The organism is Natrarchaeobius chitinivorans (genome assembly GCF_003841505.1).
Lineage (GTDB): Archaea > Halobacteriota > Halobacteria > Halobacteriales > Natrialbaceae > Natrarchaeobius > Natrarchaeobius chitinivorans.
This window is the reverse complement of the sequence record NZ_REGA01000024.1, coordinates 17,840-43,287: the sequence shown is the minus strand read 5'-3', so window position 1 is coordinate 43,287 and position 25,448 is coordinate 17,840. Positions and strand designations below refer to the sequence as shown.

The window sequence follows — 25,448 nt, the reverse complement described above, 5'->3', positions numbered from 1 at the left end:
GAGTACGATGATGCTGAGCGACGTGATGGAGGACTACCTGAAGGTCATCTACCAGCTTCAACAGGGGACCGACGACCGGATCAAAACCTCCGAGATCGCCGACGAACTCGACGTCACGTCGCCGACAGTCACCAGCATGCTCGAGAAACTCGAGGATCGCGGGCTGATCGACCGGGAGAAGTACCGCGGTGTGACGCTGACCGACGAGGGTGAGACCGTCGCACTCGAGATCGTCCGTCACCACCGTCTGCTCGAGGCCTACCTCACCGAACATCTCGATTACGACTGGTCGGAGGTTCACGACGAGGCCGACCGACTCGAACATCACATCAGCGAGGACTTCGAAGAACGCGTCGCCGACGCGCTCGACGAACCCGACGTCGACCCCCACGGCTCGCCGATACCCAACGCCGACCTCGAACCGCCGGAACGACCCGACAGCGACTCGGTCATCGAGTTCGAGGAAGGCGACGCCGTCGTCGTCGAAGAGGTCGCCGACCACGACCCCGAGATCCTCTCGTATCTCGCAGACCACGGCGTCGAACCCGGCGTCGAACTCGAAATCCTCGAGGTTGCCCCGTTCGGCATGGTGACGGCTCGCTCTAACGAAAGCGATCGATCCGTCTCGTTGCCCGAACACGTCGCCCACCACGTTCGCGTCGCTCGACCGGCCGAACTCGAGCAGTGATCGAACTGCCGATTACCCTCTTATACGGATTGCTGTACCTGTGTACCAGAGGACCGCGGGACTGCGCCCGATCGCTCCGGTAATGACTTTCAGAAAACTCCCCATTCGAGGTTTAGACTGAGTCTACTGCCTGTTTTGATTGGAAAGGCATATATTTAGAGGCGTCTAAATTATGTGTGATGAGTAACAGAGACGAGCGTGTCGGAGGTGTAGCCGAGAGATGAGTGGCCGATCGATCGGCGACCTCCCTAGATCCGTCCTCGCGCTCGGCCCGATCGTGGTTCTGGCCGTGACTTTCGCAGTTCTTTATATAACTTCTCCGTTCGGTAACCTGGCCGGCATCGACGAGGCGAGTACGCTCGAGATCGTCTGGATGCTGACGGTGATCGGTGCGATCGCCGGCATCATCCCGGTCGCGATCGGGATGCTCTGGTTCCCGTTCATTCGCGATCTCGATCCCCGGTATCTCCACGCGTTCATGGCGCTTGCCGGCGGCGTCCTCGCATTCATCGCCCTCGAGATGACCGACGACGCCATCGATCACGCCGGTGCAGCCGAAAACACCCTTCTGGCCGGCGGACTCGTGGTCCTCGGCGTCGCCGCCACGTTCGGCGTGATGTACGCCGCCAGCAAGTGGCGTCAACGCCAGATGGTGACGACCGAAAAGAGCGGACTCGAGATCGCCTACCTCGTCGCGATCGCCCTCGGATTACACAGCATCGGCGAGGGGCTGGGGATCGGGACCTACTTCATTCAGGGCGAATCCACGCAGGTGATGTTGCTCGTACTGGCGTTCGTCATGCACAACGTGATGGAGGGGCCCACGGTCGTCGCTGCCGTCGCCCGCGATCACGCGACGCCCCCGTTACACCACTTCGCGGCGATGGGCGTCATCGCTGGCGGCCCGGTCATCCTCGGCGGGTGGATCGGCAGTTTCGCACAGTCGGATCTGCTGGCCGCGCTGTTTTTCGCGATCGCGATCGGCGCGATCTTGCAGGTCCTGATCGAGGTCGCGGAGCTAATTCGATTCGACGCCGAAACGGTCCTGACTCGAGTCAACGCCGCGACGTTCGTGACCGGCTTCGTCCTCATGTTCTTCCTCGAGGACGTGCTGGTCGATCTCTTGCTGGAAGGATGGCTGTTGCCAGTCTGACACCGGCTGCAGTACGCCGTTTTTCGGTGCGATCGCGGGCCCGCCCCGAGTGGACCGGTACAACGGCATCACAACCCGTACGAGGCTGACCGCCCCACCGTCAACCGGATTTCCTCTGAAGATCGGTGGAAAAGTCGATGGCGTCTTGCCTTTCGAACGTTCGGGGCGGGTCCCGGTTCCCAGCGTCGACCGGAAGAGAAACGCCTTACTGCCCTCGGTTCGTACGACTACGTCCTGAAAACCAACCTGGCATACCCGTCGGGTTTAAGGAATTCAATTACGAACATTTCGCCATGTCGTCAATCGAACTGACGCCGAGCCAGAAGAAAATCCTCCGGGCGTTGACGAATCTCCACAAGGAGTCCGAGGACGCTATCAAGGGGGAAGACATCGCCGAACAGGTAGACCGAAACCCGGGCACGATCCGCAATCAGATGCAGAGTCTCAAAGCCCTGCAACTGGTCGAGGGCGTCCCCGGCCCGAAAGGCGGATACAAGCCGACAGCCGCCGCCTACGAAGCCCTCGAGATCCAGCAGATGGACGAACCGGCCGCCGTCCCGCTCAGCCACGAGGGAGACCCCATCGAGGACGTCATCGTCGAAGAGATCGATCTCTCGAGCGTTCACCACCCGGAACTCTGCCGGGCGGAGATACACATACAGGGCAGGTTCGACGAGATGTCCGAAGACGACGCCGTCACCGTCGGACCGACGCCGCTGTCGAAACTCGTCATCGAAGGTCGGGTCGACGGCAAAGACGACACCAACAACATCCTCATCCTCCGTATCGAGGACATGGTTGCCCCCGCCGAAGAGCCAGAACACTAACTCGCTCGAAAACGTTTTAACTCCGATTTCTCGAGACGTTACTGGGAGTCGTCTTCGGACTCTACGGTTTCATCCACGTTGGCCTCGTCTTCGTCCGTCGTGATCGACGATTCCGGAATCACGTCGACGCTTGCGACCGCGTCGCCGGATTGGACCTCCATCACGATGACACCCATCGTGTTCCTGCCGACCGTCGAAATTTCGTCGATTCGAGTTCGCATGATCTGTCCACGCTCGCTCATTACGACGGCCTGATCGGTCGGTGAAACCGCCTTGACGGCAGTGACTGGGCCGTTTCTCCTCCCAGTTTTGATGTCGATCAGTCCCTTCCCGTACCGAGACTGGGTTCGATACTCCGAAAGCTGGGTCCGTTTGCCGTAGCCGTTCCGAGTGACCGTCAACAGAGCCCGCTCGTCCGCTTCGTCGGTCGCGACGAGCCCCGCGACGGCGTCGTCACCCTCGAGTTTGATGCCGTTGACGCCGCGAGCGTTTCTCCCCATCGCTCGTACCTCGTCCTCGTCGAAGCGAATCGTCATCCCGCCTTCGGTCGCGACGACGAGGTCCTGGGAGCCGTCGGTCACTTCGACGTCGACGAGTTCGTCGCCCTCCTCGAGGTCGGCCGCGATGATCCCCGTCGAGCGGATGTTGTCGAACTCCTCGCCGGCGGTCCGTTTGACGTAGCCGTTGCGGGTGGCCATCGTGACGTACTCGTCGTCGCCGAACGCGTCGGTGTCGACGATTGCGGTGATGTCCTCGTCCGCCTCGAGATCGAGGATGTTGACCGCCGATTTGCCGCGGGCGGTGCGGCCCATCTCAGGGATCTCGTAGGTTTTGAGCTGGTAGACTTTCCCACGATTCGTAAAGCAAAGCAGGTAATCGTGGGTGTTCGCCCGGAACACCGTCGTGACGCGGTCGTCCTCTTTGACGTCCGCGCCGATGATGCCTTTCCCGCCTCGACCCTGGGGGTCGAAGCCGTCGATCGGCATCCGCTTGACGTAGTCGTCCTCGGTCATGACGACGAACACCTCTTCTTCGGGGATGAGGTCCTCGTGCGTGACCGTTCCCTGATCCTCGACGATCGAGGTCCGCCGATCGTCCGCGTACTCGTCTCTGACCGCGCGGAGTTCGTCTTTGATGACCGAGAGCAGTTCCTGCTCGCTCTCGAGGATCTCGGTCAGACGCTCGATTTCGGCGGTGACGTCTTCGTACTCGTCTTCGATCTCTGCGGCCTCCATCGAAGTGAGGCTGCCCAGTTGCATCCGGACGATGTGATCTGCCTGGTCGGAGGAGAAATCGAACGTCGACTGCAGCCCGTCTTTCGCAGCCGATCGGTCCTCGGAGTTTTGAATCAACTCGACGACGTCGTCGACGTTCTCGAGCGCTCGCAGTCGCCCTTCTAATATGTGCGCCCGATCCTCGGCTTCCGCGAGGTCGTACTCGCTTCGTCGCCGAACGACCTCGCGGCGGTGGGCAACGTACTCCTCGAGGGTCTCTCTGAGCGAGAGCACCTGTGGCTGGCCGTCGACCAGCGCGAGGTTGATGACGCCGAAGGTCTTCTCGAGGTGGTTCTCGAGCAGTTTGTTCTTGACGACCTCGACGTTCGCGCCGCGTTTGCACTCGACGACGATTCGGACGCCGTCGCGGTCGGATTCGTCGCGAAGATCGGAGATCCCCTCGATCTCACCCTCGTTTACGTCCTCGGCGATCCGTTCGACCATCCGGGCCTTGTTCGCCTGGTAGGGAAGTTCCGTGATGACGATGCGCTCGCGGTCGTTTTTCCACTCTTCGACCTCGAACTCGGCGCGCACGCGAAGGCGGCCGCGGCCGGTCTTGTACGCCGAGTAGATGGCGTCCCGGCCGACGATGTTCGCACCGGTTGGGAAGTCCGGGCCCTTGACGTGCTCCATTAGGTCCTCGACGGTCGCCTCGGGGTTGTCGATCAACTCGATCGTCGCGTCGATCACCTCGCCCAGATTGTGCGGGGGAATGTTCGTCGACATTCCGACGGCGATCCCCGACGAGCCGTTGACGAGCAGGTTCGGAAACGCCGCGGGGAGGACGTCGGGTTCCTGCAGGCGGTCGTCGTAGTTCGCCGAGAAGTCGACCGTATCCTTGTCGATGTCGGAGAGCAACTCCTCGGAGATCGGGGACATCCGCGCCTCAGTATATCGGGGTGCGGCGGCCGGATCGCCGTCCATCGATCCGAAGTTCCCCTGTCCGTCGACGAGGGGGTATCGCATCGAGAAATCCTGGGCCATCCGCACGAGGGTGTCGTAGATCGCGCTGTCGCCGTGGGGGTGGTAATCACCCATCGTCTCCCCGACGATCGAGGAGGACTTGCGGTGTGACGAGCCGCTCGTGACCCCCATCTCGTACATCGCATAGAGGATGCGCCGGTGGACCGGCTTCAGTCCGTCCCGGACGTCCGGGAGGGCTCGCCCCGCGATGACGGACATCGCGTAGTCGATGTAACTTTGCTCCATCTCGTCTTCGATGCGGACGTTCTCGACCGCCCGCGCCTCGACGTCTGTCGGATCGGGTACCTCGGAACTCATATGTCGATCCACTCCGCTTCGGGAGCGTTTTCCTTGATAAACTGCTTTCTCGGCTCAACCGCGTCGCCCATGAGGACGGAGAACATCTTGTCCGCCGCGGCGGCATCCTCGATCGTGATCTGTTTGAGGATTCGGTTTTCCGGGTTCATCGTCGTCGCCCAGAGCTGTTCCGGGTTCATCTCACCCAGTCCCTTGAACCGCTGGACCTGCGACGGGTTGCCGTTGCACTTCTCCTCGACGATCTCGTCGCGTTCGGCGTCGGTCATCGCGTCGTAGGTCTCGCCGCGATAGCGGATGCGATACAGCGGTGGCTGGGTCGCGTACACGTAGCCGCCCTCGAGAAGCGGACGCATGTGGCGGTAGAAAAACGTCAGCATGAGCGTCCGAATGTGCGCTCCGTCGACGTCGGCGTCCGTCGCCATGATGATCTTCTTGTAACGGACGTCCTCGACGTCGAACTCGTCGCCGATTCCCGCGCCGATGGCGGTGATCATGTTGCGAATCTCGTCGTTCTCGAGGATGCGATCCAGCCGGTGTTTCTCGACGTTCAGAATCTTCCCCTTGATCGGGAGAACCGCCTGAAACTCGGGATTTCTGGCCTGTTTCGCGCTGCCGCCTGCGGAGTCACCCTCCGCGATGAACAGTTCGGCCTCTTCGGGATCTTTCGTCTGGCAGTCGGCGAGCTTGCCGGGCAGCGACGTCGAGTCGAGTGCGGATTTCCGGCGCGTGAGTTCTTCGGCCTTTTGGGCCGCTTTCCTCGCTTTCGCGGCTTCGACGGCCTTCAACACGATCGCCTGGGCGGTGTCCGGGTGTTCCTCGAAGTAGGTTCCGAGTCCGTCGTGCATCGCGCTCTCGACGATACCCCGTACCTCGGAGTTACCCAGTTTCGTCTTCGTCTGTCCCTCGAACTGGGGATCGGGATGTTTGACGGAGATCACCGCCGTAAGTCCCTCGCGGATGTCTTCGCCTTTGAGGTTCTCGTCTATGTCGCCGAGCAGGTCGTTGTCGTTCGCGTAGTCGTTTACCGTCCGGGTCAGGGCGGTTTTGAAGCCTGTGAGGTGCGTGCCGCCCTCGCGGGTGTTGATGTTGTTCGCGAAGGCGTGGATCGATCCCTGAAGCTCCTCGGTGGCCTGCATCGCGACTTCGACCTGGATGTTCTGATCCTCGTCCTCGAAGTAGATGACCTCCTCGTGCATCGCCGAGCGCGTCTCGTTTAGGTACTCGACGAACTCCCGAATGCCGCCGTCGTACTCGTACGTTTCCTCACCGTCTTCGTCCGCCCGGTCGTCACGGAGCGTGATCCGAACGCCCGAGTTGAGAAAGGCCAGTTCGCGAAGCCGGTTCGACAGCGTCGAAAACGAGAACTCCTTGGTCTCGAAGATTTCCGTATCTGGCCAAAAGGTGATCTCCGTTCCGGTCTCCTCGTCGGGTTCCATGTCGCGAACCCGCTCCATGTCGCCGACCGGTTCGCCGGCTTCGAACTCGTGGTGGTAGACCCCGCCGTCCCGTTTGACCACGGTCTCGAGGCGTCCCGACAGCGCGTTGACGACGCTGACGCCCACGCCGTGGAGTCCACCGGAGACCTGGTAGGACTTGTTGTCGAACTTGCCGCCGGCGTGGAGAACGGTGAGGATAACCTCGAGTGCCGGGCGGTCGTACTCTTCGTGGGTGTCGATGGGGATACCACGGCCGTCGTCGGCGACGGTTACCGCGCCGTCGTCGTGGATCGTGACGGTGATCTCGTCGCAGTACCCCGCCAGTGCTTCGTCGATCGAGTTGTCCACCACCTCGTAGACGAGATGGTGCAGTCCTCGAGAATCGGTAGAGCCGATGTACATCGCTGGCCGTTTCCGAACGGCCTCCAGGCCTTCCAGAACCTGGATCTGTCCGGCGCCGTACTCGCTTTCCTGGGACATGAGAAACCTGCTTTCGGGTAGTGGACGGTCACTAATAAAGCTTCACGTACGCGCGCGAGCGCGGAATCGGCCACCGAAAATTCCGACACCACCGCGGGGAACGGATGCGTCGGTGGTACCGCGGAGAAAAACCGATCGGCTTCGAACGCGAGCGTCGATCCCGGTGACGACGCTCTCGCCGGGACTACTCCTCTGCGCCTTCGAGTTCTTCGACGATTTCGTCGGCGTCGACGTCGGCGTCCTCGAGCGCTTCCTCGATGTCGTCGCCGCCCATGCCACCGCCCATACCGCCCATCATACCGGGCATGCCCATACCGCCCATGCCGTCGATGACTTCCTGAACGATGACGCGGTCGACGTCGAGTTTGTCGATGACGTCCTGGGCGATCTGCTGTTTGCCCATCATCCACTGCTGGTTCATCGTCATCTGGGGCGTGGCCTCGAGATACAGCGTCTCTTTCTCGACGACCTCGGTTTCGAACTCCGGTTCGGCCGGTTCGTCGTCTTCGTCCTCGTCCTCGTCGGGTTCGACCGGAACCTCTTCTTCGACCTCGTCGGTTTCGATCCAGAGGTCCGGCTCGAGTCCGAGGTACATCTCGAACAGTCCCGCCGCTTGCTCTTCGCGATCGTCGACTTCGTCGACCACCGTGTACTCGTACTCGACGTCCTCGCCCGCCAGTGGGTGATTGAAGTCCACCCGTGCGCGGCCGCCGATGATCGTGCTGATGTAGCCCTGCCGACCGTCGACCTGCACGTTTGCGCCGGGGTAGCGGTCGTCTTCGTCGATCTTCTCGGCGCTTACGGTTTCGACGTTGTCGGGGTCGTACTCGCCGAAGGCTTCCTCCGCGGAAATCGTAACGCTGCCGGAGTCGCCGGCCTCGCCGCCGGTGATGGCCTCCTCGACGCCGTCGAAGATGTGGCCCTCGCCGAGAACGATCGTTCGCGGTTTGAACTCCTGTCCCTGATCGTCGACACCTTCCTCCTCGGCGACGTCGGGATCGGTCGTGTCGACCAGCTGTTCGCCGTCGGCCGTGTACGCGGTGTACTCGAGTTCGACGAAATCTCCGTGCTGAAGTCCGTCGGCGTCCTCGGTGGCGTCCGATTCGGAACTGTCGGTTTCGGTTACGTCTTCGTCGACGTCATCGGCCTGCTCGTCTAGCTCGGCCTCCTGATCCTCGGTCATACGTTGTACGTCCCGCCGTCTACATTTAAGGACCGCGTTTTTCCCCGAGAGCGACCGATACTTACCATCGGCCCCCGTTCCCCCGAGCATGTACGAGGTGGAGGTGAAGGTTCCGGCCGAAAACGGGCTCGTCCGCCCCCGACTCGAGGAGATCGGTGTGACTCCGATGGGGTCGGTCGTTCAGGTCGATACCTACTTCGACGCGCCGCACCGATCGTTCGCCGAGACGGACGAGGCGCTTCGGATCCGCTCGGAGCGACGGCAGAACGACGACGTGATCCGGGTTACGTACAAGGGGCCGCTGGTTGACGACGGGTCGAAAACGCGCGAAGAGATCGAAATGGAGATCGAAGACGGCGACCGAATGGGCGCAATCCTGGAAAATCTCGGCTTCGAACCCGCCGCGACGGTCCGCAAAGACCGGGACCGGTTCACGCTCGAGGGCGGCGAGTATACGATTACGCTCGACGACGTCGACGGCGTCGGCGAGTACGTCGAAGTCGAAACGAGCGTCGACGACGAATCCGACCTCGACGCCGCCCGTCGAGGTGTTTACGACGTTCTCGAGCGAATGGATCTCGATCCGGCCGACCAGATCCGGACCTCGTATCTCGAATTGCTGCTCGAGTCGACGGAGTGACACGGACCGTTATCGTCGTGTCCCAGTGGGCCCGCAAGCGGTGTGCAGACACGCCGGAGCGGGCGAATCGATTGCCGGTTTCGGCCGAAATATATTACTGAAAGGAATAATTGGGCGTGAACCGGTTTCCGCAAGTTATAGAACTTCGCTCTTCGAACGTCCGGTAATGAGCGAGCGGAACATTCGCGTCGAGCCGATCGACCGCCAGGCCGTCGAGGATCAGGAAGTTGAAATCGTCGAGCGAAAGGGAATCGGCCACCCCGACTCGATCTGTGACGGCGTCGCAGAGAGCGTCGCCGGTGCACTCGCCCGTGAGTACTTAGACCGCGTCGGCGAGGTCCTTCACTTCAACACCGACGAGACACAACTCGTCGCCGGCGAAGCCGCACCCGCTTTCGGCGGCGGAGAAGTGGTCGACCCGATCTATCTCCTGATCGTCGGCCGGGCGACGAAGCGATACGAGGGACAGACCATACCAACCGAGACGATCGCACTCCGTGCCGCCCGCGAGTACCTCGAGGAGACGATCCCGCAACTCGAGTACGGCGAGGACATCATCGTCGACGTGAAACTCGGCGAGGGAAGCGGCGACTTACAGGAAGTCTTCGGAGAGGAGGAGGTGAGCGTTCCGATGGCCAACGACACGAGTTTCGGCGTCGGACACGCACCGCTGACCGAGACCGAACGGATCGTCCTCGAAGCCGAACGGAGACTCAATGGCGAATTCGCCGAGGAAAACCCGTATCTCGGCCCCGACGTCAAGATCATGGGGAAACGCGAAGGTGACGTGATCGACGTCACCGTTGCCGCCGCGATGATCGACGAGCACGTCGCCGATCTGGACGAGTACGCCGACGCCGTGGAGTCGGTCCGCGAGTTCGTCGCGAAGGTCGCAAACGAGCACACCGATCGCGAGGTCGAGGTCCACGTCAACACGGCCGACGACTACGAGGAGGGGTCGATCTACCTCACCGTCACCGGAACGTCAGCCGAACAGGGCGACGACGGCTCAGTCGGCCGCGGAAACCGGGCGAACGGACTCATCACGCCCAACCGGTCGATGTCGATGGAAGCCACGAGCGGCAAGAACCCGGTCAACCACATCGGCAAGATCTACAACCTGCTGTCGACCGAGATCGCCGACGCCGTCGTAACCGAAGTCGACGGCATCCGTGATCTGCGGGTGCGCCTGCTCTCTCAGATCGGCCGCCCGATCGACCAGCCCCACGTCGCCGACGTTCACGTCGTCACCGCCGACGGGGTCGACCTCGCGGACGTCGAAGACGAGATCGAAGCAATCGTCGACCGCGAACTCGCCGACGTCACCGGAATCACGCGTCGCGTGATCGACGGCGAACTCTCGACGTTCTAGGGGAGAATTCTCGACGGCCTGGGAAAATCGGCCCAAACCCGTATTACAGTACAGTATAGTCACGAGACTATGCGTTTGGAATCGACGATCGGAGAAAAATACAGCCTCAGGGTCGGCACGGCGATCGGCCTCACGCTGGTTACGACGCTCGCGTTCGGAGTGTTGCTTACGGCCTACGCCGCGGCGGCCGCCACCGGTACCGTTCCGGCGCTGGTCGGTACACTGTTTGTACTCACGCTGAACATGGGGCTGCTCGGGATCGTCCTCGGGGGGAACGTCGCGGTCGAGTTTCGAGAACTGATCGATGCCGCGGAATCGATCGAGGACGGCGACCTCGAGGCGACTGCAGACTCGAACAGGCGCGACGAAATCGGCCAACTGGCGGCGACGCTCGACAGTATGCGTCGGTCGCTGAAGGAGGCGCTCGACGAGTCCGAACGAGCGAAACGCGAGGCGGAGGCGGCTCGATCGGACGCCGAATCCGCCCGCGAGCGTGCGGAAGCCGCGAGGGCGGAGTCCGAGCGACGAAACGAACGGCTGCTCGAGCACGCCGACGAGATCGGAACCGCGATGACGACCGCCGCGTCCGGCGACTTTCGGCGGCGGCTGTCGACGGATGCCGACATCGACGCGATCGATCGGATCGCCGAGGGGTACAACGAGATGACCCGCGATCTCTCGGAGACGATCGACGAACTCGCCGCGTTCGCAGCCGACGTCGAGGAAACCAGCGAAGCCGTCGCGAACGACGCGACGGCCGTCGAGGAGTTAAACGAGTCCCTCGCGGCGGACATCCGTGCGCTCGCGGACGACGTCGTCTCGCAGGCCGACCAACTCGAGGCGACGGTTGCCGAGACGAGTGACCTCTCGGCGACGATCGAGGAGGTCGCGTCGACGACAGACGAGGTAGCGGGTCGGACGGTCGAGGCCACGGAAATCGGTGACGAAGGGGCCGAACGCGTCGAGGCGGCCGTCGACACCGTCCGGTCCGTGGAGGACGCGATCGACGATCTGGCGACCCTGATCGACGAACTCGACGATCGGATGGCCGCGGTCGAATCGACGACGGAGTTGGTCGACGACATCGCCGATCAGACGAACCTGCTCGCGTTGAACGCGAACGTCGAAGCCGCACGCGCCAACGAAGCCGGCAGCGGTTTCGCCGTCGTCGCGAACGAGGTCAAAGCGCTCTCGGAGGAGAGCCAGACCGCGATCGACGACATCGGATCGATCATCGCCGACGCTCGAGCGGAGGTCGACGACGTCACGGCGGAGATGGCGACGACGCGCGAGCGGATCGAAGCGGGGGTCGACACCGTTACCGACGCCGGCGAAACGATCCAGGATCTCACCGAGACGGTCGACGAGGTCGACGCGGCGATGGAAGACATCGCGCGGGCGACGGACAACGGTGCCGCGGCGACCGAAGAAGTCGCGTCGACCGTACAGAGCGTCGGCGAGGCCGCCACCGACGTCGCGGACAGATCGCACGACCTCGCGGATGCGGCCGACGAGACGGCGAAAACGATGGGCGAGGTCCGCTCCAGGGCCGAGGACCTCGTCGATCGGACGAACGACCTCCGCGACACGCTCGAGACGTTCGAAACCCGGGACACGACGGCCAGCCACGAACCGGCCGGGGCGGTGGGGGTGAACGATGTTTGAGTCGGCGGCCGTGTACGCCGCGTCGGGCGTCGTGTACGCGCTCGCGTTCGTCGCGTTTCTCACGTGGTCACGCCGGCTGTCGCCCCGCGTTCGGCGGATGTGTCACGTGTTGATCGCGCTCGTCGGGATCGCGGCGGTCACGTCTGTTCTGAACGCAGCGGGAGTCGGGACGATCACCTACGGCGCGGAGTCGGAGAACCTCCCCGACCTGATCGACGATCTGCTGGCGTATTCGATCCTGTGCGGTCTCGCCGGGGCGCTCGCCGGGGCGTCCAGGCGGTTGGTTGCGACCCTCGTCGCCGTCGTCTTCCTCATGCGTGCGTCGTTCGCCGCAACGACGTTTGTTGACGGTGTCGTGGCGATCGGTGCCGTTCTCGTCGTCCTCGTCGGCTACGCGGCGGTCGTCTTCCTGTTCGCCGGTCGTATCTGGGAGAACGCAGCGCAACTCTCCGATCGACAACGGCTCCTCCACTGGAAGGCGAGGAACCTCTTTCTGTTCCTGTTCGGGATGCTCATCGTCTTCGGGGTGGCCGTCTTCGTGGATCTCCTCGATCCGTTCGTCACCGCCGTGGTGAAATGCTACATCGACGTCCTCTTTCGCGTCGGGTTCGCCGGCTTCCTGTTCGCAAACGCCAGCGTGATCGAGGACGACGCGTCGGGCGCGTTGCTCGCCGAACGGCCCGGCGGTGGAGGTGGAGGTGAGACGCCGCCAAAGGCGGCCACCTGAGCCTGGCTCGAGACACGCCGTCCGTATCCGACGGCACGTCTCGCCTGCGCAGGAGCCGAGGGGGTTTCAGTAGCGAAACACTCACAGCAGAGCCCTTCGCGCCACGTCCGGACAGCGTAACCCGCCGAGGCGAGTGTCGCGACAGTCGCGCCCGGACCGTGTCACCGAACGCGTCGGTTCCTCGAGTTCGGCCGTGACGGCGTCGCCGACGGACGCCGTCGATTCGTCGTCCGCAGCCACTCACCTCGTAATCCCCTTATAGCTCCCACCGTCTATCCACGACCATGCACCCGCCGGGAGCCGACGTCGTCCTGATCCGTCACGGCGACGTCAACACGAAGAGCAACACGGTCAAGCGGTACATGGAGGGGCTCCTCGCGGAGAACCTCGAGGCCCTGCTTGCCGATCGATCGATCCCCGGCGACGTCGAACAGCGGTGGAACCGACCGCTGATCCACACGACAGAAGAACACGTCGAGGCAGCGACTGCGGCGGCGACCGACGCGTTCGGCGTCGTCTCCGCCAGCCCGGCGCTCACCACGAGCACCGAGTTCGACCGGATCGTCGAGGCACTCGCCGAAATAGCTCGCAGGCGGTACGACGGCGGGACGTTCGCCGTCGACGCCCGCCGGGCGGACAAGCGCCTCCCCTACGACAGCGAGGACCTCGCAAGGGAGGGTGGGCAAGCGATCTGGGATGCCGTCGAGGGCGAGTTCGAACCGGAAGTCGACCTCGACGATCCCGACCTCACGTTCGGCGTCGAAGTCCGCGAGGACCTCGCCTTCCTCTACCTCGAGTCGGTTCCCGGACCCGGCGGTCTCCCGCTCGGAGCCCAAGAACACGTGATCGCGATGGTCAGCGGCGGGATCGACTCCCCCGTCGCCGCCTACGAGATGATGAAACGCGGCTCTCCGATCGTCCCGGCGTACGTCGATCTCGGCGACTACGGCGGGGTCGACCACGAAGCGCGCGCGATGGAGACGGTCCGGACGCTCTCGCGGTACGCGCCGAATTTCGACACGCAGGTCTACCGTATTCCGGGCGGAGAGACGGTCGATCTGCTGGTCCGCGAGATGGAGGAAGGACGCATGCTCTCGCTTCGCCGGTTTTTCTACCGGGCCGCGGAGACGCTCGCCGAACTCGTCGACGCCCACGGCATCGTCACGGGCGAGGCAGTCGGCCAGAAGTCGAGCCAGACGGTCCAGAACCTCGGCGTGACGAGTCGCGTTACGGACCTCCCGATCCACCGGCCGCTGCTCACCCGCGACAAACAGGAGATCACCGCCATGGCCCGCGAGATCGGCACCTACACCGATTCGACGATCGATGCCGGCTGCAACCGCGTCGCGCCCGACCGCGCGGAGACGAACGCGCGCCTCGAGCCGCTGCTCGCGGCCGAACCCGACGATCTGCTCGAGCGGGCCGAAGAGGCGGCTCGCAACGCCGAACTCGTCGAACCCTGACCGTCCCGGCACCGTTATCGGCCGAAACGTAACCGGCGACGCGTTCGACGACCGGGAGACGAAACCCACATTACGAAACCGCTCACACCACAACGTAGTGACCCGCGTCTGTCTCATCGGGGACCCCGATTGCACCCTCCAGTACGAACTCCTCTCTCGAGAGACCTCCCGCGAAGCGCTCGCGACCTACGACCTCACCCGACCGTTCGAGAACTCGCTTGCAGTGCGAACCGTCAGCATCGGCGCGGCCGTCTCGCTTCTGAACGATCTCGAGTGGTATCTCACCAGGTTCGTCGACGAGGCGCTCGTCCAGGAACCGAGCGTCAGCGACGACGAGTGGCTCTCGAGACCGCTGGCTCGGGCCCTCCGCAACGGCGAGATCGAACCCAGTGAGACGGGCGAGTTCTGCAAGGTGTACGGCCTTGAGCGCGTGTCCGGACCGGATACCCTTGCCACGCCCGACGGCGACGACGCGCCCCATCAGGACGGACAGGGAGATTCGAATTCGGCCGCGACGTCCGGACCGGACGATGCCGATAGCCGACCCGAGTCGGACTCCGCCTCGAGCGACGGCGACGGCTCCGAGGCCGGCGTCGTGTCCGGAACCCACCGCCTCGTGGAGCCGCTTTTCGTCCGCCGAACGGGTGGTGAGCTTCCGGAGTACGACCTCCGCGACGTCGACGAGACGCTCGTGGTCAGACTTACGGAATCAGAGTACTCGCCGTAAAACCGCGACGATCGAAACACGTGGGGCGTCTCACGAAAATCGCAGGGGTGAGTCGCAAATGGACTGCTGGAGATCAGTACCGGCACGACCGCGACTGATCTGCGCTCCCACCGGCATTCAGTGGCGGGGAACCGAATCAGTCGAACAACCCTGTCGAGAGGTAGCGCTCGCCGCTGTCCCAGAAGACGGTGACGACGAGCGGACAGTCCTCGACCGCGCCGCCGTCGGTCTCGGGTGAGGCCGGCCGGCCGCCGTCGAACGCTGTCGGTACCTCGGGACACTCGAGTTCCGGTTCGGCGATTTCGCGGGCGACCTGCTGGGAGACGAGACTCGTGGCACCGCTGGATTGGCCGACGAGGACGCCCTCTTCGCGGGCGAGACGCTGACACTCGTCTTCGGCGTCCTCGAGTCGGACGGTTTCGACGCGATCGATCAACTCCCGATCGAGATTCTCGCTGACGAAGCCGGGACCCATGCCCTGGAAGTCGTCGTCGCCGGCTTCGCCCGTCGAGAGGACGGGGTTTCGCTCGGGTTCGACGGCGACGATCTCTACGTCCGGAAACGCCTCGCGGAGCCGACGGCCGGTTCCCGAGATCGTTCCGCCGGTGCCGACGCCGGCGACGAAGGCGTCCACCTCGCGGTCGCCGACCTGTTCGACGATCTCTGCGCCCGTGGTGCGGTAGTGTGCTTCCGGATTTGCCGGGTTGTCGAACTGGCCGAGCTGGATCGCCCCCTCGGCCTCGAGGTCGTCCGCACGCTCGCGGGCGACAGTCATGTCGCCGTCGACCAACTCGAGGTCGGCCCCGTAGGCGGCCATGATCCGCTGTCGTTCTTCGGATTTGTCCGCGGGCATAACGATCGTCAGATCGTATCCGCGGGCCGCACAGACCAGTGCGAGCCCGATCCCCGTGTTTCCGCTGGTCGGTTCGACGAGCCGGTCGCCGGGTTCGATCGTCCCCTCGCGCTCTGCCGTCCGGATCATCTCCCTGGCAGGGCGATCCTTCGCCGAGCCGCCGGGATTGAACGATTCGACTTTGGCGGCGACGGTCGCCCCCTCCGGCGAGTCGACCTGGACGAGCGGCGAGCCGATCGTGTCCAGGATACTTCCCTTCATTATCACCTCCTAGCGAGTCGAGCCATAAACCGATGCTGGACACTGGCAGGACGTGCCGGTGTCTCTCGATTCGAAACGCCGCTCACGTCCGCGATACGCCCTGCGGACGGTCCGACCGTTCGTCACCCCGACCGCGAACTCGCTCCTCGAAACCGCGCTTTGCCCTTCTCGAGCAGGCCGGACGGTTTGACCACGTTGTCGTTGAAGAAGTACTCCTCCGCCGATCGGCCGATGGCCCAGGTGGTGCCGGCGGCGACCGCGCCGGAAATCGCCTGCCCGCCGACGGGTGCCAGCTGGACGAGCGATCGGGCCACCTCCCGCGCCCCCAGTCCGCCGACGGCCGAGACGCCGACCGCGCTCATGTAATCCTGGACGGTCGCCCACTCGAGGTCCCGACAGGAGTACGAGCCGATCAGCGCAACCAGACCCGCCTGCAGCGAACTCAACACGACGATGTCGGCCACTGGCGTAGGAGCGCCGCCGACGCCGGCGGCGATCGAGCTAAAGCGGTTCGTCGTGGACCGGGACATCTTCCGCATCAGGCGCTCCCGTCGCTGCGCCTGATTGAACTGCAGGCGCGCGTCAATCGGTAAAAAATCGCCGATCAACCACGAGAGGGTCTCGACGTTCCAGTACGGTTTCTCTTTCGCGTAGGTCGGGACGACGCCGACGTTCTCCCCGGAATCGAACTCGTAGCCACGGAGCGGCTGATTCTCCCAGAACGCCGTTTTCTCGGGTTCGTCGAGCACCTGCGAGACGAACTCCAGGTTGGTCTTGACGTCCCCGGCAAGCGACGGGTTCTCCTCGGGTGGCCAGGCCGCACCCGGAGACGCGTGCGTGTCGACCTTGTTGAGACAGTAGACGACCGGCGGAAACAGCGTTCCGAGTTCCTCGCGAAGCCGCTCGACGGTCTCGAAATCCTGTTTGCCCGCCCGTACGTGATCGGGAGTCATCACGTGAACCAACATGTCGGGCCGGTACTCCTCGAGGTCCCGTTTCATCAGCGAGACGGTGTCCGCGGGAATCTCTCCGTCCGGCGTGACGCTTTCGAACAACCCTCGAGAATCGACGACGTCCCAGCTCGCGTGGCGGTCGGGAAAGGAGATGTGGTACAGTTCGGAGTCGACGGTCGTCGGTTCGACGGCCCCGACTTCGGCCGCCTGTTTGTTCGCGAGCGCGTTGATCACCGACGATTTCCCCGCGCCGGAGCGGCCGAACACGTACAGCCGCGGCGGCCGGGAGTCGTCGATCAACTCGTCCATTTCACCGAACGCCGGACCCAAAACGTTGTTCACGACGAACTCCCGGTTTTTCTCCCGGATCGGCGACACCTCGACGAGTTCGTCTAATTTCTCACGGAGCGCCTTGAACTTCTCTGGGTCGACTGCCATCGACTGTACACTCACGGGCAGTACATGAAAAACCATCCGGCGAACGTCGATATCCACCGGTATCGACGAGAAGGTGCTCGAGTTCGATTTCCCAAAAGCACGGTCGTTAAGCCCCTCGACGTCCTCAGAAGCACGGTCGTTAAGCCCCTCGACGCGAAATCTCCGCGTATGAGTCTCGAGACGATGAACCCGAACCCGGCGTGGGACGCCGCGTCGTACGAAGACGCCGTCGACACGTTCGACGCGTACAGCGACGAACTGCTCTACAAAGTATGGGGCGGCGACTGGTGTAAGGACTGTCGAAAGCTGCTTCCGGATTTCGCCGCGGCGCTCGACGCCGGCGGCGTTCCGGACGACCGAATCGAAGAGATCGCCGTCGGTCAGGACAAGCAGGGACCCGGCGTCGACGAGTACGACGTCGAGTACATTCCGACGGTCGTGGTCGAACGCGCCCCGGATGGGGGCGACGGCAAAGAGATCACGCGGTTCGTCGAAGAGGAAACGCTTCCGCCGGCGATCTGGCTCGCCCGAGAGATCGAGGCGGCTCTCGAGGACGGATAACTCACGCGATTAGCGACACCACTCGACGCCGCTGACGTCGAATCGAGCGCCACCGCTTTCGCTCTCGCCGATCGCCAGGCTCCAGCCGTGAGCGTCGACGATCGTGTTCACGATGTCGAGACCGAGTCCGGTTCCGCCGCCGTTTCTCGAGTATCCTCGCTCTTTGACGTCGTCGCGTTCGTCGGACGGAATGCCGGAGCCGTCGTCGGCCACGTAGAATCCCGTTTCCGTCGTTCCGACGTCGACCGTCACGTCGGCCCCACCGTGTTCGATCGCGTTTCGAAACAGGTTCTCGAACACCGTAGCGAGCCGATCCGGATCCGCGACGATCGCTCCAGTCCCCGCGGAGACGGACAGCTTCGCGTCGGGAGTTTCGACGACGGTCCACGCGTTCATCGCGGTAGTTTCCAGCGAAACGCAGACGGGGTCGTCGACCGTCTCGCCCTCTCGAGCGAGCGCCAGCACGTCGTCGATCAGCGAGTTCATCCGATCCAGTGACTCTCGAGCTACCTCGACGTGTTCTCGTTCGGGGGGTGAAATTTCGGGCTCGACGAGATCGAGACGGCCCTGGGCGACCTGTATCGGATTGCGCAGATCGTGGCTCACCACGCTCGCGAACCGGTCGAGTCGCTCGTTTTGCTCCTCGAGTCGGTTGAACTGTCGTCGACGAACGAGGAGGTTCGAGAGTCGGCGGTAGAGTACTGCTTTTCGAACGGGGGCCGAAATCACTTCGTCGATCAGCGGGCGGTCGCCGTCCTCGCTCCCCTGAGTCAGATCCAGATCCACGTGCGTCTCCTCGCGTCTGACGAGGACAACCGGAACGAACGACGGCTCCGTCTCGGCTTTGATCGACTCGAGCCGGTCCCGGTAGGTCGGAAACGAAAAGTCGTCGACGAGGTAGAGATCGCCGTCGAGATCCGGCCCGTCCGTGAGAACGTCGTAGCGCTGTTCGAGGAGTTCCGCGAGCGCGTTGCGGTTCGCGTCGTCGTCGACCAGCAGTCGAATACTGGGAGACTGCACATCCACAGTCGGTCGGTTCGTTACTTCGTCCTGTCGGCCGCCCGCAGACGCCCGGTCGGAGTTCCCTCGAGGATTCCCTCGATGCCGGTCAACGGCTCGCCGACGACGATCCCCTCCGGCGTGATCTCGAACTCCCGGATCGTCCGCTCGAAGTTGCCGGCGCGCTTTTTCAGCACGCCGATCCCCTTCCGGAGTTCGCCGCCCGTTTCGACGTAGTTGAGAAAGACGACATTGTCGGCGATGTAGCTGATCTTCGCACTCGTCGCGCTCGGCATTCCGGTCACCTGATCGGTTTCGTCGAGCAGGAGGACGGCGACGTTCTCGTTTTTGAGATACCGGATGAGCGCGTGGAGCTTTCGTCCGAGTTTCGATCCCTCTCCCTGGAGTGCGACTTTGTACCCCTCGACGCCGTCGATCATGACGATTCCCGTCTCGTTCGACTCCACGCGCCTTTTGACCCGCTGTGCGAACTCCTCGGCCGACAGCGCGAGCGGTTCGACCGCCTCGATCGAGAGTTTCTCTTCCTCCCTGAGTCGGTCGAGTGAGAGCCCGATCGAGTCTGCCCGATGGACGAACGTCTTGGGTGACTCTTCGAAGAGGTACGCGACGGGGCTGTCGCCGCGTTCGGCCGCTTGCGTGAGAAACTGCGTCCCGACCGTGGACTTGCCGACGCCGGTCGGGCCGGCGACGAACGTCGCCGTTCCACGCTCTATCCCGCCACCGAGCAGCGCGTCGAGTTCGTCGATACCGAACGGGAGTCGGTCCGGTCCGAACTCGCGTTCGTACTGGTTCGGGACGAGACTCGGGTACACCTCGAGTCCGTTCGCCCGAATCTCGAGGCCGTGGCTGCCGTCACGTTGACCGATTCCCCGGTGTTTCGGGACGGCGATTCGCCGGCCGCCGTCGCCCCGCTCGAGTTCGACGACGCCGTCGCTCAGCGATCGCACTTCGTTGTCGTTTCGCGCCGGGGCCGGCGTCATCGTCGCGACCACCGTCGTCCCCTGTCCCTTCAGAAACCGCATAAACGAGATCAGTCGCTTGCGAAACTGGTACTCCGATGGCTCGAGATACTGCAGTTGCGAGATCGGATCGAGGAGGACGCGGTCGGGATCGATTTCCTCGATCGTGTCCCTGATGTCTTCGATAAATCCCTCGGGTTCGAGGTCTCGAGAGTCGACCAGATCGTACGCACTGTCCCCGTCGAAGAAATCGGAATCGGGGCCGAGATCGAGAAACCGTGCCGTCTCGAGGTCGATTCCGAAGCTCGAGGCGTTCGCGAGGATTTCCGATTTCGACTCCTCACCGTGGACGAACAGGACGGTCTCCCCGTCGTCGATCCCTGTTCGAAGGAACTCCATTCCGAGCAACGTCTTTCCGGTACCAGGTCGGCCGACGACGAGGTAGAGTCTGTCCGTCACGAGGCCGCCGTAGAGAATCTCGTCCAGTCCCGGAACCCCGGTTTCGATCGTCTGTAGCTCTGTACTCATACAGTGACACTCACAGAAGGGAGAACGACGAATAACACTGTTGGTCGATCAGGTAAACAGTCCCCGGTGACACGGCGACGTCGCCGATCACGTCGATTTGCAGGCTCGCTCGGCACCCGGCACTAGTACCCTCCCAAGCGTCGACTGATGAGCGAAATCGGATCACACCGCGTGATTTCGCTCATCAGTACAGGCTTGGGACGCCACTAGAGGGGAGCGTCAGGGCCCGAATCGACCTCGCTTTCGAGCCACTCGAGAGCTTCCTCGACGTCGTGAGTCGGCGGCGAACAGGTCCGATCGCGACAGACGTACAGCGTCGGCTCGCCGTCGCGGGCCTCCCGGCCGGCCCAGATCGCCGGTGCGTCCTCGAGGCCCAGTCGGTCGAGCCACGGCTCGAGGCCCTCGTCGGTCGGGGGTCGGCGTGCGAACAACCGGTCGGGGAAATACCGCGAGGCGAATCGATCGCGCCACTCGTCGGGAAGTTCCGCGGCGGCGACGGTGACCTCGAGGGGGCCCGCCTCGAGGCGATCGGCAGCGAGACAGAGCGTCGCGTGCTGGAGTGCGTTCGCCTCGAGGCGATTCGCGTGGGTTTCGAGTACCGTCGTCGCGATCTCTGCGAACTCCGACCCGGCGAACTCGTCGAGTGCGAGCAGCGTCTCGACGGCGACGCCGGCCGCCGAGGGCGTCGACTGATCGGTCAGCTCCTGGGGTCTCGTCACGAGCGACTCGCCGCTCTCGGGGGTGAAATAGAGCGTCCCGCGGTCGGCGTCCCAGAACTCGGCTTCGATGACCCGGGCCAGCTCGAGTGCGAACGCGAGGTGATCCACGTCGCCGGTCGCCTCGTAACACCCCACCGCGGCGCGTGCGAGGAAGGCGTAGTCCTCGAGGTAGCCGGAGACGGCGACGTCGCCGTCTTTGTACCGCCGCGACAGGCGTCTCTCGTCGTCGTCCCAGAGGCGCTCGCGGACGAACTCGAGGGCGTCTACCGCCTGCTCGGCGTACCCGTCCTCGCCCAACACGAGCGCGGCTTCGGCACACGTCGCGATCATCAGGCCGTTCCAGCCCGCCAGCACCTTCTCGTCGCGGTTCGGACGTGGCCGCCGTTCGCGCGCCTCGAACAACCGCTCTCGAGCGGACTCGAGCCGGTCGCGAACCTCCCGGTCCTCGAGGTCGAACCGATCGGCGAGATCCGGAACCGACGCGACCCGGTTGGGCTGGTTCGATCCCTCGAAGTTCCCCGACTCGGTGACGTCGTAGCGGGCACAGAAGAGGTCGGCGTCGACGTCGGCCTCGAGTGCGTCCCGAACTTCTTCGGGCGTCCAGACGTAGAACGCACCCTCCTCGCGCTCGCCCCCGCCGTCGCCGTCCGCCGGGACCGGACTCTGTGCGTCGAGCGTGCTGAAAAAGCCGCCCTCGTCGTGTGTGAGTTCGCGCCCGACGAACTCGAGGGTCTCTTCGACGACGTCTGCATACTGCTGCTCGCCGGTCAACTGGTAGCCGGCGAGAAACGCCCGCGGAATCTCGGCGTTGTCGTACAGCATCTTCTCGAAGTGGGGGACCGTCCAGTCCCGGTCGACGCAATACCGGTGAAAGCCCCCGCCGACGTGATCGTAGAGGCCGCCAGCGGCCATCGCCTCGAGGCTCTCTTCGATCACGTCGAGATAGGTCTGGCGGCCGGTTCGGTCGTACGCGCGGGCGAGCACCCGGAGTCGAGCGGGCTGGGGGAACTTCGGCCCGTCGGAGCCGAACCCACCGTGTTGCCTGTCGGCGCTTCGAAGCGCCGCGTCGGCCGCCGACTCGAGGACGTCGCTGGAAGGCGGTTCGCCGGCCGCGATCGAATCCGGCGTCTCCTCGAGTTGATCTCGTGCCGCCTCGGTCCACTGATCGGCGCGGTTTTCGACTTCGTCGCGGTCGGTCTCCCAGGAGTCGACGATGTTGTCGAGGATCTCGAGGAAGCCGGGCTGGCCGCGTTTCGGTTCTTTCGGGAAGTACGTCCCGACGTAAAACGGCCGTCCGTCGGGGGTGAGCCACGCCGACAGCGGCCAGCCGCCGCGCCCGGTGACGAGTTGTGAAACCGTCATGTAGATGCTGTCGACGTCCGGGCGCTCCTCGCGGTCGACTTTGATCGGGACGAACTGCTCGTTTAACACCTCGGCGACCTCGTCGTCGGCGAAGCTCTCCTCCTCCATGACGTGACACCAGTGACACGCCGAGTAGCCGATCGAGAGGAAGATCGGAACGTCGCGCTCGCGGGCGGCCTCGAGGGCTCGGTCGTCCCACGGTTGCCAGTTGACGGGGTTGTCGGCGTGCTGGCGCAGGTACGGGCTTTCCTCCTCGTCGAGACGGTTTCGACTCGTCGGATCGTTCATGCCCACACTACGGACGGCTCGTGTAAAAGGACGTGGCAATAGCAACTGGTACGAATGACGCGTGTGGTACGAACCGTCGTCGGGTGCGGGAACGAATCCCGGATCAAACCCCGAATCGATCCCTGACGGACTCGAGCGTGGTATCGGACTCCGCAACCCTGGCCCAGAGGATCAGCGTCGGGGGTAACGCGACGACGGACGCGACGAACGAGTAGAAGACGCTGAGTGCCATCAACAAACCGAAGTCGCCAAGAACCGGCGTGATGGCGAACGCGAGGGAACCGGTTCCGATCGACGTCGTGAGCATGCTCCCCGCGAGCGCGCCGCCGGTTCCCGAAAGCGTCGTCGTGAGCGCGGACACCGGATCCGAGAGCTGGTTGTACTCGTCGATAAAACGCGCCGTCGTGTGGACCGAGTAGGCGATCCCGATTCCGATCGAAATCGAGAGAATGGTCGCTGTGAGCGCGTTCAACGGCATGCCGAGCAGTCGCATCGTCCCGACGAGACACGCGACCGCGATGACGATCGGGAACACGTTGACCACGCCGAGCAACGGCCGCCCCTCGAGCACCGCGTAGGCAATCACGAGGAACACCGCCGTCAGCCCGATCGCGAGCATCATGCCCTGAATCGCCGACGCGAAGATGACGTCACTGACGGCGTCGAAGACGACGATCTCGCCGGTCGCGGTCGATTCGTATCGGAAGTCCGCAGTGAACCTGCTGGCGTCGGCCGCGACCTCACTCTGGCTGGCGTCGGCGTCGACCGCGTACTCGATCTTGGTACCGCGGCGGTCCTCCGTAAGGTATCGTTCGGCGTCCGCGCCGGCGGGCGAGGCGAACAGTTCGTCGTAGATTCGGTCGAGGTTCCGATCGGGGACCCCGTTCCCGCTTCGATCGTTTCGATCGACGAGCGCGGCGAATTCGGGGTCTTGCTCGGCGTACGACTGGATCACGGTGACGATGCTCTGGGCCTCTGCGTGCCCGCCATCACCGACTGCCAGACTACTCGGCGGATCGGCGTTGGGTGCCTCGAGCGCCTCCAGTGCGTGGTCCTCCTCGAGCGATCCTTCGACGTATATCGTCACCGATTCGTCCTGGTTCGTCGCGAACCGGTCCTCGAGCAGGGTGATCGTCCCGGTGATCGTGTACTCGCCGGGAGCGAACGGTTCGGGGACGTACTCGATGTACCCCGGCTGTTCTTCCGGCGGGAGGAAGTCGTCCTCGTCGAACGTGGTGTCGACGCCCGCACCGTATCCCGCAGCACCGACGCCGACGAACAGGAGGACGAGAACGAAAAAGACCGGGGCACGCTGACTCGCCGTCGCCGGGATCGACAGCATCCGGCCGAACGACGACTCCTCGGAGGCGATCGGCGTCGAGTCGAACTCGGGGACGCCGACTCGATCGCGGAGCCGGTCGATCTCCAGTTTCGTCGCGGGCAAGAAGAGCCCGAAGATGAGAAACGTAAAGACGATCCCGACGCTCGAGGCGATCCCCATGTCGCGAATCGGGGCGAGATCGGAGACGACGTTCGCACCGAAGCCGAAGACCGTCGTTGTCGTCACGATGACGAACGCGATCATGAGTTGGTTGTTCGCCGTCCGCATCGCGGCAACCGGCTCGTCCCCTTCGACGATCTCCTCGCGATACCGGTTGACGATGTGGATCCCGAAGTCGACGCCGACCGCCAGCAACAGGACGGGAACTGCGATCATCATCTGCCCGAACGGGATCCCCGCGTAACCGAGAAACCCGAACGTCCAGACGACGGTCATCACGAGCGCGAGCAGCCCCAGGACGAGATCGATCGGATCCCGGTAGGCGACCGCGAGAAACGCGAGCAACAGCACGACGACGATCGGCATCACGATCGCCATCGAGTCCTCGATGATGTTCTCGAACTCCTCGTCGACGATACCGGAGCCGAACGCGCGCAGATCGGTCGGCTCGTCGTCGGCGATCGATTCGACGGCCCGCTGGGTGTCGGTCAGGTCGTCGCCGCTGAACTCCCGTGGGACGTCGTGGTCGATCACGATGATCGACGCCGATGCCGACGCCTCGTTCGGATTGAAATCCTCGGAGACGATGCTCGTAAACCCCGGATCGTCCGCGAGCGTTCGGATCGTTCGATCGACCTCGGCGTTCGTCGCCCTCTCGAGTACGCGGCGCTGTTCGGCCGCCGTCTCCGCCTCTGGGTCGATCGCCTGTGCGACGACCGTCGCCGGCCCGTCGGCCGACGCCATTCGGAGGTCGTCGCGCTGTTCGACCCGCTCTAAGACGACGAGGGATCGAATCAGTTCCTCGCGAGTCAGGACGTCGGTGCCGGTGTGAACCAGCTGCGTCGATTCCTCGCCTGCGTCGAACGACCCCTCGAACTCCTCGTCGACCGCGTCGAGGGCGTCTTGCTCCGGAATCCCCTCGGTGAACGCGTCCATCTCCCCCTCCTCGGATTCGATGGCGGTCATTCCGCCGGCGAAGACGGCGGTGAGAACGAGAAAGACGACGACGACCGTTTTCGAGCGAGTGACGATCGTCTCGTTGAGCCGGGCCGTCGCCTCTTCGATCCGCGCTCCTGTATCGGTCATCGT

19 protein-coding genes are annotated in these 25,448 nt (G+C 63.8%); 10 read left to right on the top strand and 9 right to left on the bottom strand.

Features of this window, described 5'->3' with window-relative positions:
• Positions 1-7: 7 nt before the first annotated feature.
• From EA473_RS19875 to EA473_RS19865, 3 genes are all read left to right on the top strand, one after another.
• The gene (locus tag EA473_RS19875; protein ID WP_124197371.1) at positions 8-688 is read left to right on the top strand and encodes a metal-dependent transcriptional regulator; all 681 of its coding nucleotides are present in this window, start codon (positions 8-10) and stop codon (positions 686-688) included.
• Between the two features lie 220 nt (positions 689-908).
• Positions 909-1,841 (top strand): ZIP family metal transporter, encoded by a 933-nt coding sequence (locus EA473_RS19870; protein ID WP_124197370.1) that lies wholly within the window; start codon positions 909-911, stop codon positions 1,839-1,841.
• A gap of 293 nt (positions 1,842-2,134) precedes the next feature.
• Positions 2,135-2,668, top strand: a complete 534-nt coding sequence (locus tag EA473_RS19865) for an Rrf2 family transcriptional regulator (protein ID WP_124197369.1) — start codon at positions 2,135-2,137, stop codon at positions 2,666-2,668.
• Positions 2,669-2,706: 38 nt separating this feature from the next.
• Here EA473_RS19865 and gyrA read toward each other — a convergent pair whose 3' ends face one another.
• The 3 genes from gyrA to EA473_RS19850 all read right to left on the bottom strand — a co-directional run bounded on the left by gyrA (position 2,707) and on the right by EA473_RS19850 (position 8,322).
• The gene (gene gyrA, locus EA473_RS19860; protein ID WP_124197368.1) at positions 2,707-5,223 is read right to left on the bottom strand and encodes a DNA gyrase subunit A; all 2,517 of its coding nucleotides are present in this window, start codon (positions 5,221-5,223) and stop codon (positions 2,707-2,709) included.
• The gene (gene gyrB / locus EA473_RS19855) at positions 5,220-7,139 is read right to left on the bottom strand and encodes a DNA topoisomerase (ATP-hydrolyzing) subunit B (RefSeq protein WP_124197367.1); all 1,920 of its coding nucleotides are present in this window, start codon (positions 7,137-7,139) and stop codon (positions 5,220-5,222) included. The genes gyrA and gyrB overlap by 4 nt, the downstream gene beginning before the upstream one ends.
• A 184-nt stretch (positions 7,140-7,323) precedes the next feature.
• Positions 7,324-8,322, bottom strand: a complete 999-nt coding sequence (locus EA473_RS19850; RefSeq protein WP_124197366.1) for an FKBP-type peptidyl-prolyl cis-trans isomerase — start codon at positions 8,320-8,322, stop codon at positions 7,324-7,326.
• 88 nt (positions 8,323-8,410) lie between these two features.
• On the opposite strand from EA473_RS19850, the gene cyaB reads away from it, so the two are divergent.
• The 6 genes from cyaB to EA473_RS19820 all read left to right on the top strand — a co-directional run bounded on the left by cyaB (position 8,411) and on the right by EA473_RS19820 (position 14,916).
• A complete protein-coding gene (cyaB, locus tag EA473_RS19845; protein ID WP_124197365.1) occupies positions 8,411-8,962 on the top strand; it encodes a class IV adenylate cyclase in 552 nt (183 codons plus the stop codon).
• Between the two features lie 166 nt (positions 8,963-9,128).
• Positions 9,129-10,334 carry a methionine adenosyltransferase gene (locus EA473_RS19840; protein WP_124197364.1) on the top strand — a complete coding sequence of 402 codons (1,206 nt, stop codon included), beginning with the start codon at positions 9,129-9,131 and terminating at the stop codon, positions 10,332-10,334.
• Positions 10,335-10,403: 69 nt separating this feature from the next.
• Complete coding sequence (locus EA473_RS19835) at positions 10,404-11,999, top strand: methyl-accepting chemotaxis protein (RefSeq protein WP_124197363.1); 1,596 nt, start codon at positions 10,404-10,406, stop codon at positions 11,997-11,999.
• A complete protein-coding gene (locus EA473_RS19830) occupies positions 11,992-12,726 on the top strand; it encodes a bacteriorhodopsin (protein ID WP_124197362.1) in 735 nt (244 codons plus the stop codon). The genes EA473_RS19835 and EA473_RS19830 overlap by 8 nt, the downstream gene beginning before the upstream one ends.
• Before the next feature lie 284 nt (positions 12,727-13,010).
• Positions 13,011-14,189: a tRNA sulfurtransferase gene (locus EA473_RS19825; protein ID WP_124197361.1), complete on the top strand. Its 1,179-nt coding sequence runs from the start codon at positions 13,011-13,013 to the stop codon at positions 14,187-14,189.
• Between the two features lie 97 nt (positions 14,190-14,286).
• A complete protein-coding gene (locus EA473_RS19820; RefSeq protein ID WP_124197360.1) occupies positions 14,287-14,916 on the top strand; it encodes a DUF5804 family protein in 630 nt (209 codons plus the stop codon).
• A gap of 136 nt (positions 14,917-15,052) precedes the next feature.
• On the opposite strand, the gene EA473_RS19815 is transcribed toward EA473_RS19820, so the two are convergent.
• Entirely contained in the window at positions 15,053-16,030 is a 978-nt protein-coding gene (locus EA473_RS19815; protein WP_124197359.1) for a PLP-dependent cysteine synthase family protein, read from the bottom strand.
• 122 nt (positions 16,031-16,152) lie between these two features.
• A complete protein-coding gene (locus tag EA473_RS19810) occupies positions 16,153-17,421 on the bottom strand; it encodes a GTPase (protein ID WP_165875346.1) in 1,269 nt (422 codons plus the stop codon).
• A gap of 168 nt (positions 17,422-17,589) precedes the next feature.
• Here EA473_RS19810 and EA473_RS19805 point away from each other — a divergent pair, with 168 nt between their 5' ends.
• Positions 17,590-17,982 (top strand): TlpA family protein disulfide reductase, encoded by a 393-nt coding sequence (locus EA473_RS19805; RefSeq protein ID WP_124197357.1) that lies wholly within the window; start codon positions 17,590-17,592, stop codon positions 17,980-17,982.
• Positions 17,983-17,991: 9 nt separating this feature from the next.
• Here the strand turns inward: EA473_RS19805 and EA473_RS19800 are convergent, their stop codons facing one another.
• The 4 genes from EA473_RS19800 to EA473_RS19785 all read right to left on the bottom strand — a co-directional run bounded on the left by EA473_RS19800 (position 17,992) and on the right by EA473_RS19785 (position 25,445).
• Positions 17,992-19,002 carry a sensor histidine kinase gene (locus tag EA473_RS19800; RefSeq protein WP_165875345.1) on the bottom strand — a complete coding sequence of 337 codons (1,011 nt, stop codon included), beginning with the start codon at positions 19,000-19,002 and terminating at the stop codon, positions 17,992-17,994.
• 20 nt (positions 19,003-19,022) lie between these two features.
• Positions 19,023-20,489: an ATPase domain-containing protein gene (locus tag EA473_RS19795; protein ID WP_124197355.1), complete on the bottom strand. Its 1,467-nt coding sequence runs from the start codon at positions 20,487-20,489 to the stop codon at positions 19,023-19,025.
• Between the two features lie 206 nt (positions 20,490-20,695).
• Entirely contained in the window at positions 20,696-22,858 is a 2,163-nt protein-coding gene (locus EA473_RS19790; protein WP_165875344.1) for a thioredoxin domain-containing protein, read from the bottom strand.
• A 103-nt stretch (positions 22,859-22,961) separates the two neighbouring features.
• A complete protein-coding gene (locus EA473_RS19785) occupies positions 22,962-25,445 on the bottom strand; it encodes an efflux RND transporter permease subunit (protein WP_124197353.1) in 2,484 nt (827 codons plus the stop codon).
• Positions 25,446-25,448 lie beyond the last annotated feature (3 nt).

What these genes read in the sequence shown, in the direction of transcription:
- EA473_RS19785 (WP_124197353.1), bottom strand. Translation starts at nt 25,445, where the DNA reads ATGACCGATACAGGAGCGCGGATCGAAGAGGCGACGGCCCGGCTCAAC.
- EA473_RS19815 (WP_124197359.1), bottom strand. Translation starts at nt 16,030, where the DNA reads ATGAAGGGAAGTATCCTGGACACGATCGGCTCGCCGCTCGTCCAGGTC.
- EA473_RS19840 (WP_124197364.1), top strand. Translation starts at nt 9,129, where the DNA reads ATGAGCGAGCGGAACATTCGCGTCGAGCCGATCGACCGCCAGGCCGTC.
- EA473_RS19850 (WP_124197366.1), bottom strand. Translation starts at nt 8,322, where the DNA reads ATGACCGAGGATCAGGAGGCCGAGCTAGACGAGCAGGCCGATGACGTC.
- EA473_RS19825 (WP_124197361.1), top strand. Translation starts at nt 13,011, where the DNA reads ATGCACCCGCCGGGAGCCGACGTCGTCCTGATCCGTCACGGCGACGTC.
- EA473_RS19830 (WP_124197362.1), top strand. Translation starts at nt 11,992, where the DNA reads ATGTTTGAGTCGGCGGCCGTGTACGCCGCGTCGGGCGTCGTGTACGCG.
- EA473_RS19835 (WP_124197363.1), top strand. Translation starts at nt 10,404, where the DNA reads ATGCGTTTGGAATCGACGATCGGAGAAAAATACAGCCTCAGGGTCGGC.
- gyrB (WP_124197367.1), bottom strand. Translation starts at nt 7,139, where the DNA reads ATGTCCCAGGAAAGCGAGTACGGCGCCGGACAGATCCAGGTTCTGGAA.
- EA473_RS19790 (WP_165875344.1), bottom strand. Translation starts at nt 22,858, where the DNA reads ATGAACGATCCGACGAGTCGAAACCGTCTCGACGAGGAGGAAAGCCCG.
- EA473_RS19875 (WP_124197371.1), top strand. Translation starts at nt 8, where the DNA reads ATGATGCTGAGCGACGTGATGGAGGACTACCTGAAGGTCATCTACCAG.
- EA473_RS19865 (WP_124197369.1), top strand. Translation starts at nt 2,135, where the DNA reads ATGTCGTCAATCGAACTGACGCCGAGCCAGAAGAAAATCCTCCGGGCG.
- gyrA (WP_124197368.1), bottom strand. Translation starts at nt 5,223, where the DNA reads ATGAGTTCCGAGGTACCCGATCCGACAGACGTCGAGGCGCGGGCGGTC.
- EA473_RS19870 (WP_124197370.1), top strand. Translation starts at nt 909, where the DNA reads ATGAGTGGCCGATCGATCGGCGACCTCCCTAGATCCGTCCTCGCGCTC.
- EA473_RS19810 (WP_165875346.1), bottom strand. Translation starts at nt 17,421, where the DNA reads ATGGCAGTCGACCCAGAGAAGTTCAAGGCGCTCCGTGAGAAATTAGAC.
- EA473_RS19805 (WP_124197357.1), top strand. Translation starts at nt 17,590, where the DNA reads ATGAGTCTCGAGACGATGAACCCGAACCCGGCGTGGGACGCCGCGTCG.
- cyaB (WP_124197365.1), top strand. Translation starts at nt 8,411, where the DNA reads ATGTACGAGGTGGAGGTGAAGGTTCCGGCCGAAAACGGGCTCGTCCGC.
- EA473_RS19795 (WP_124197355.1), bottom strand. Translation starts at nt 20,489, where the DNA reads ATGAGTACAGAGCTACAGACGATCGAAACCGGGGTTCCGGGACTGGAC.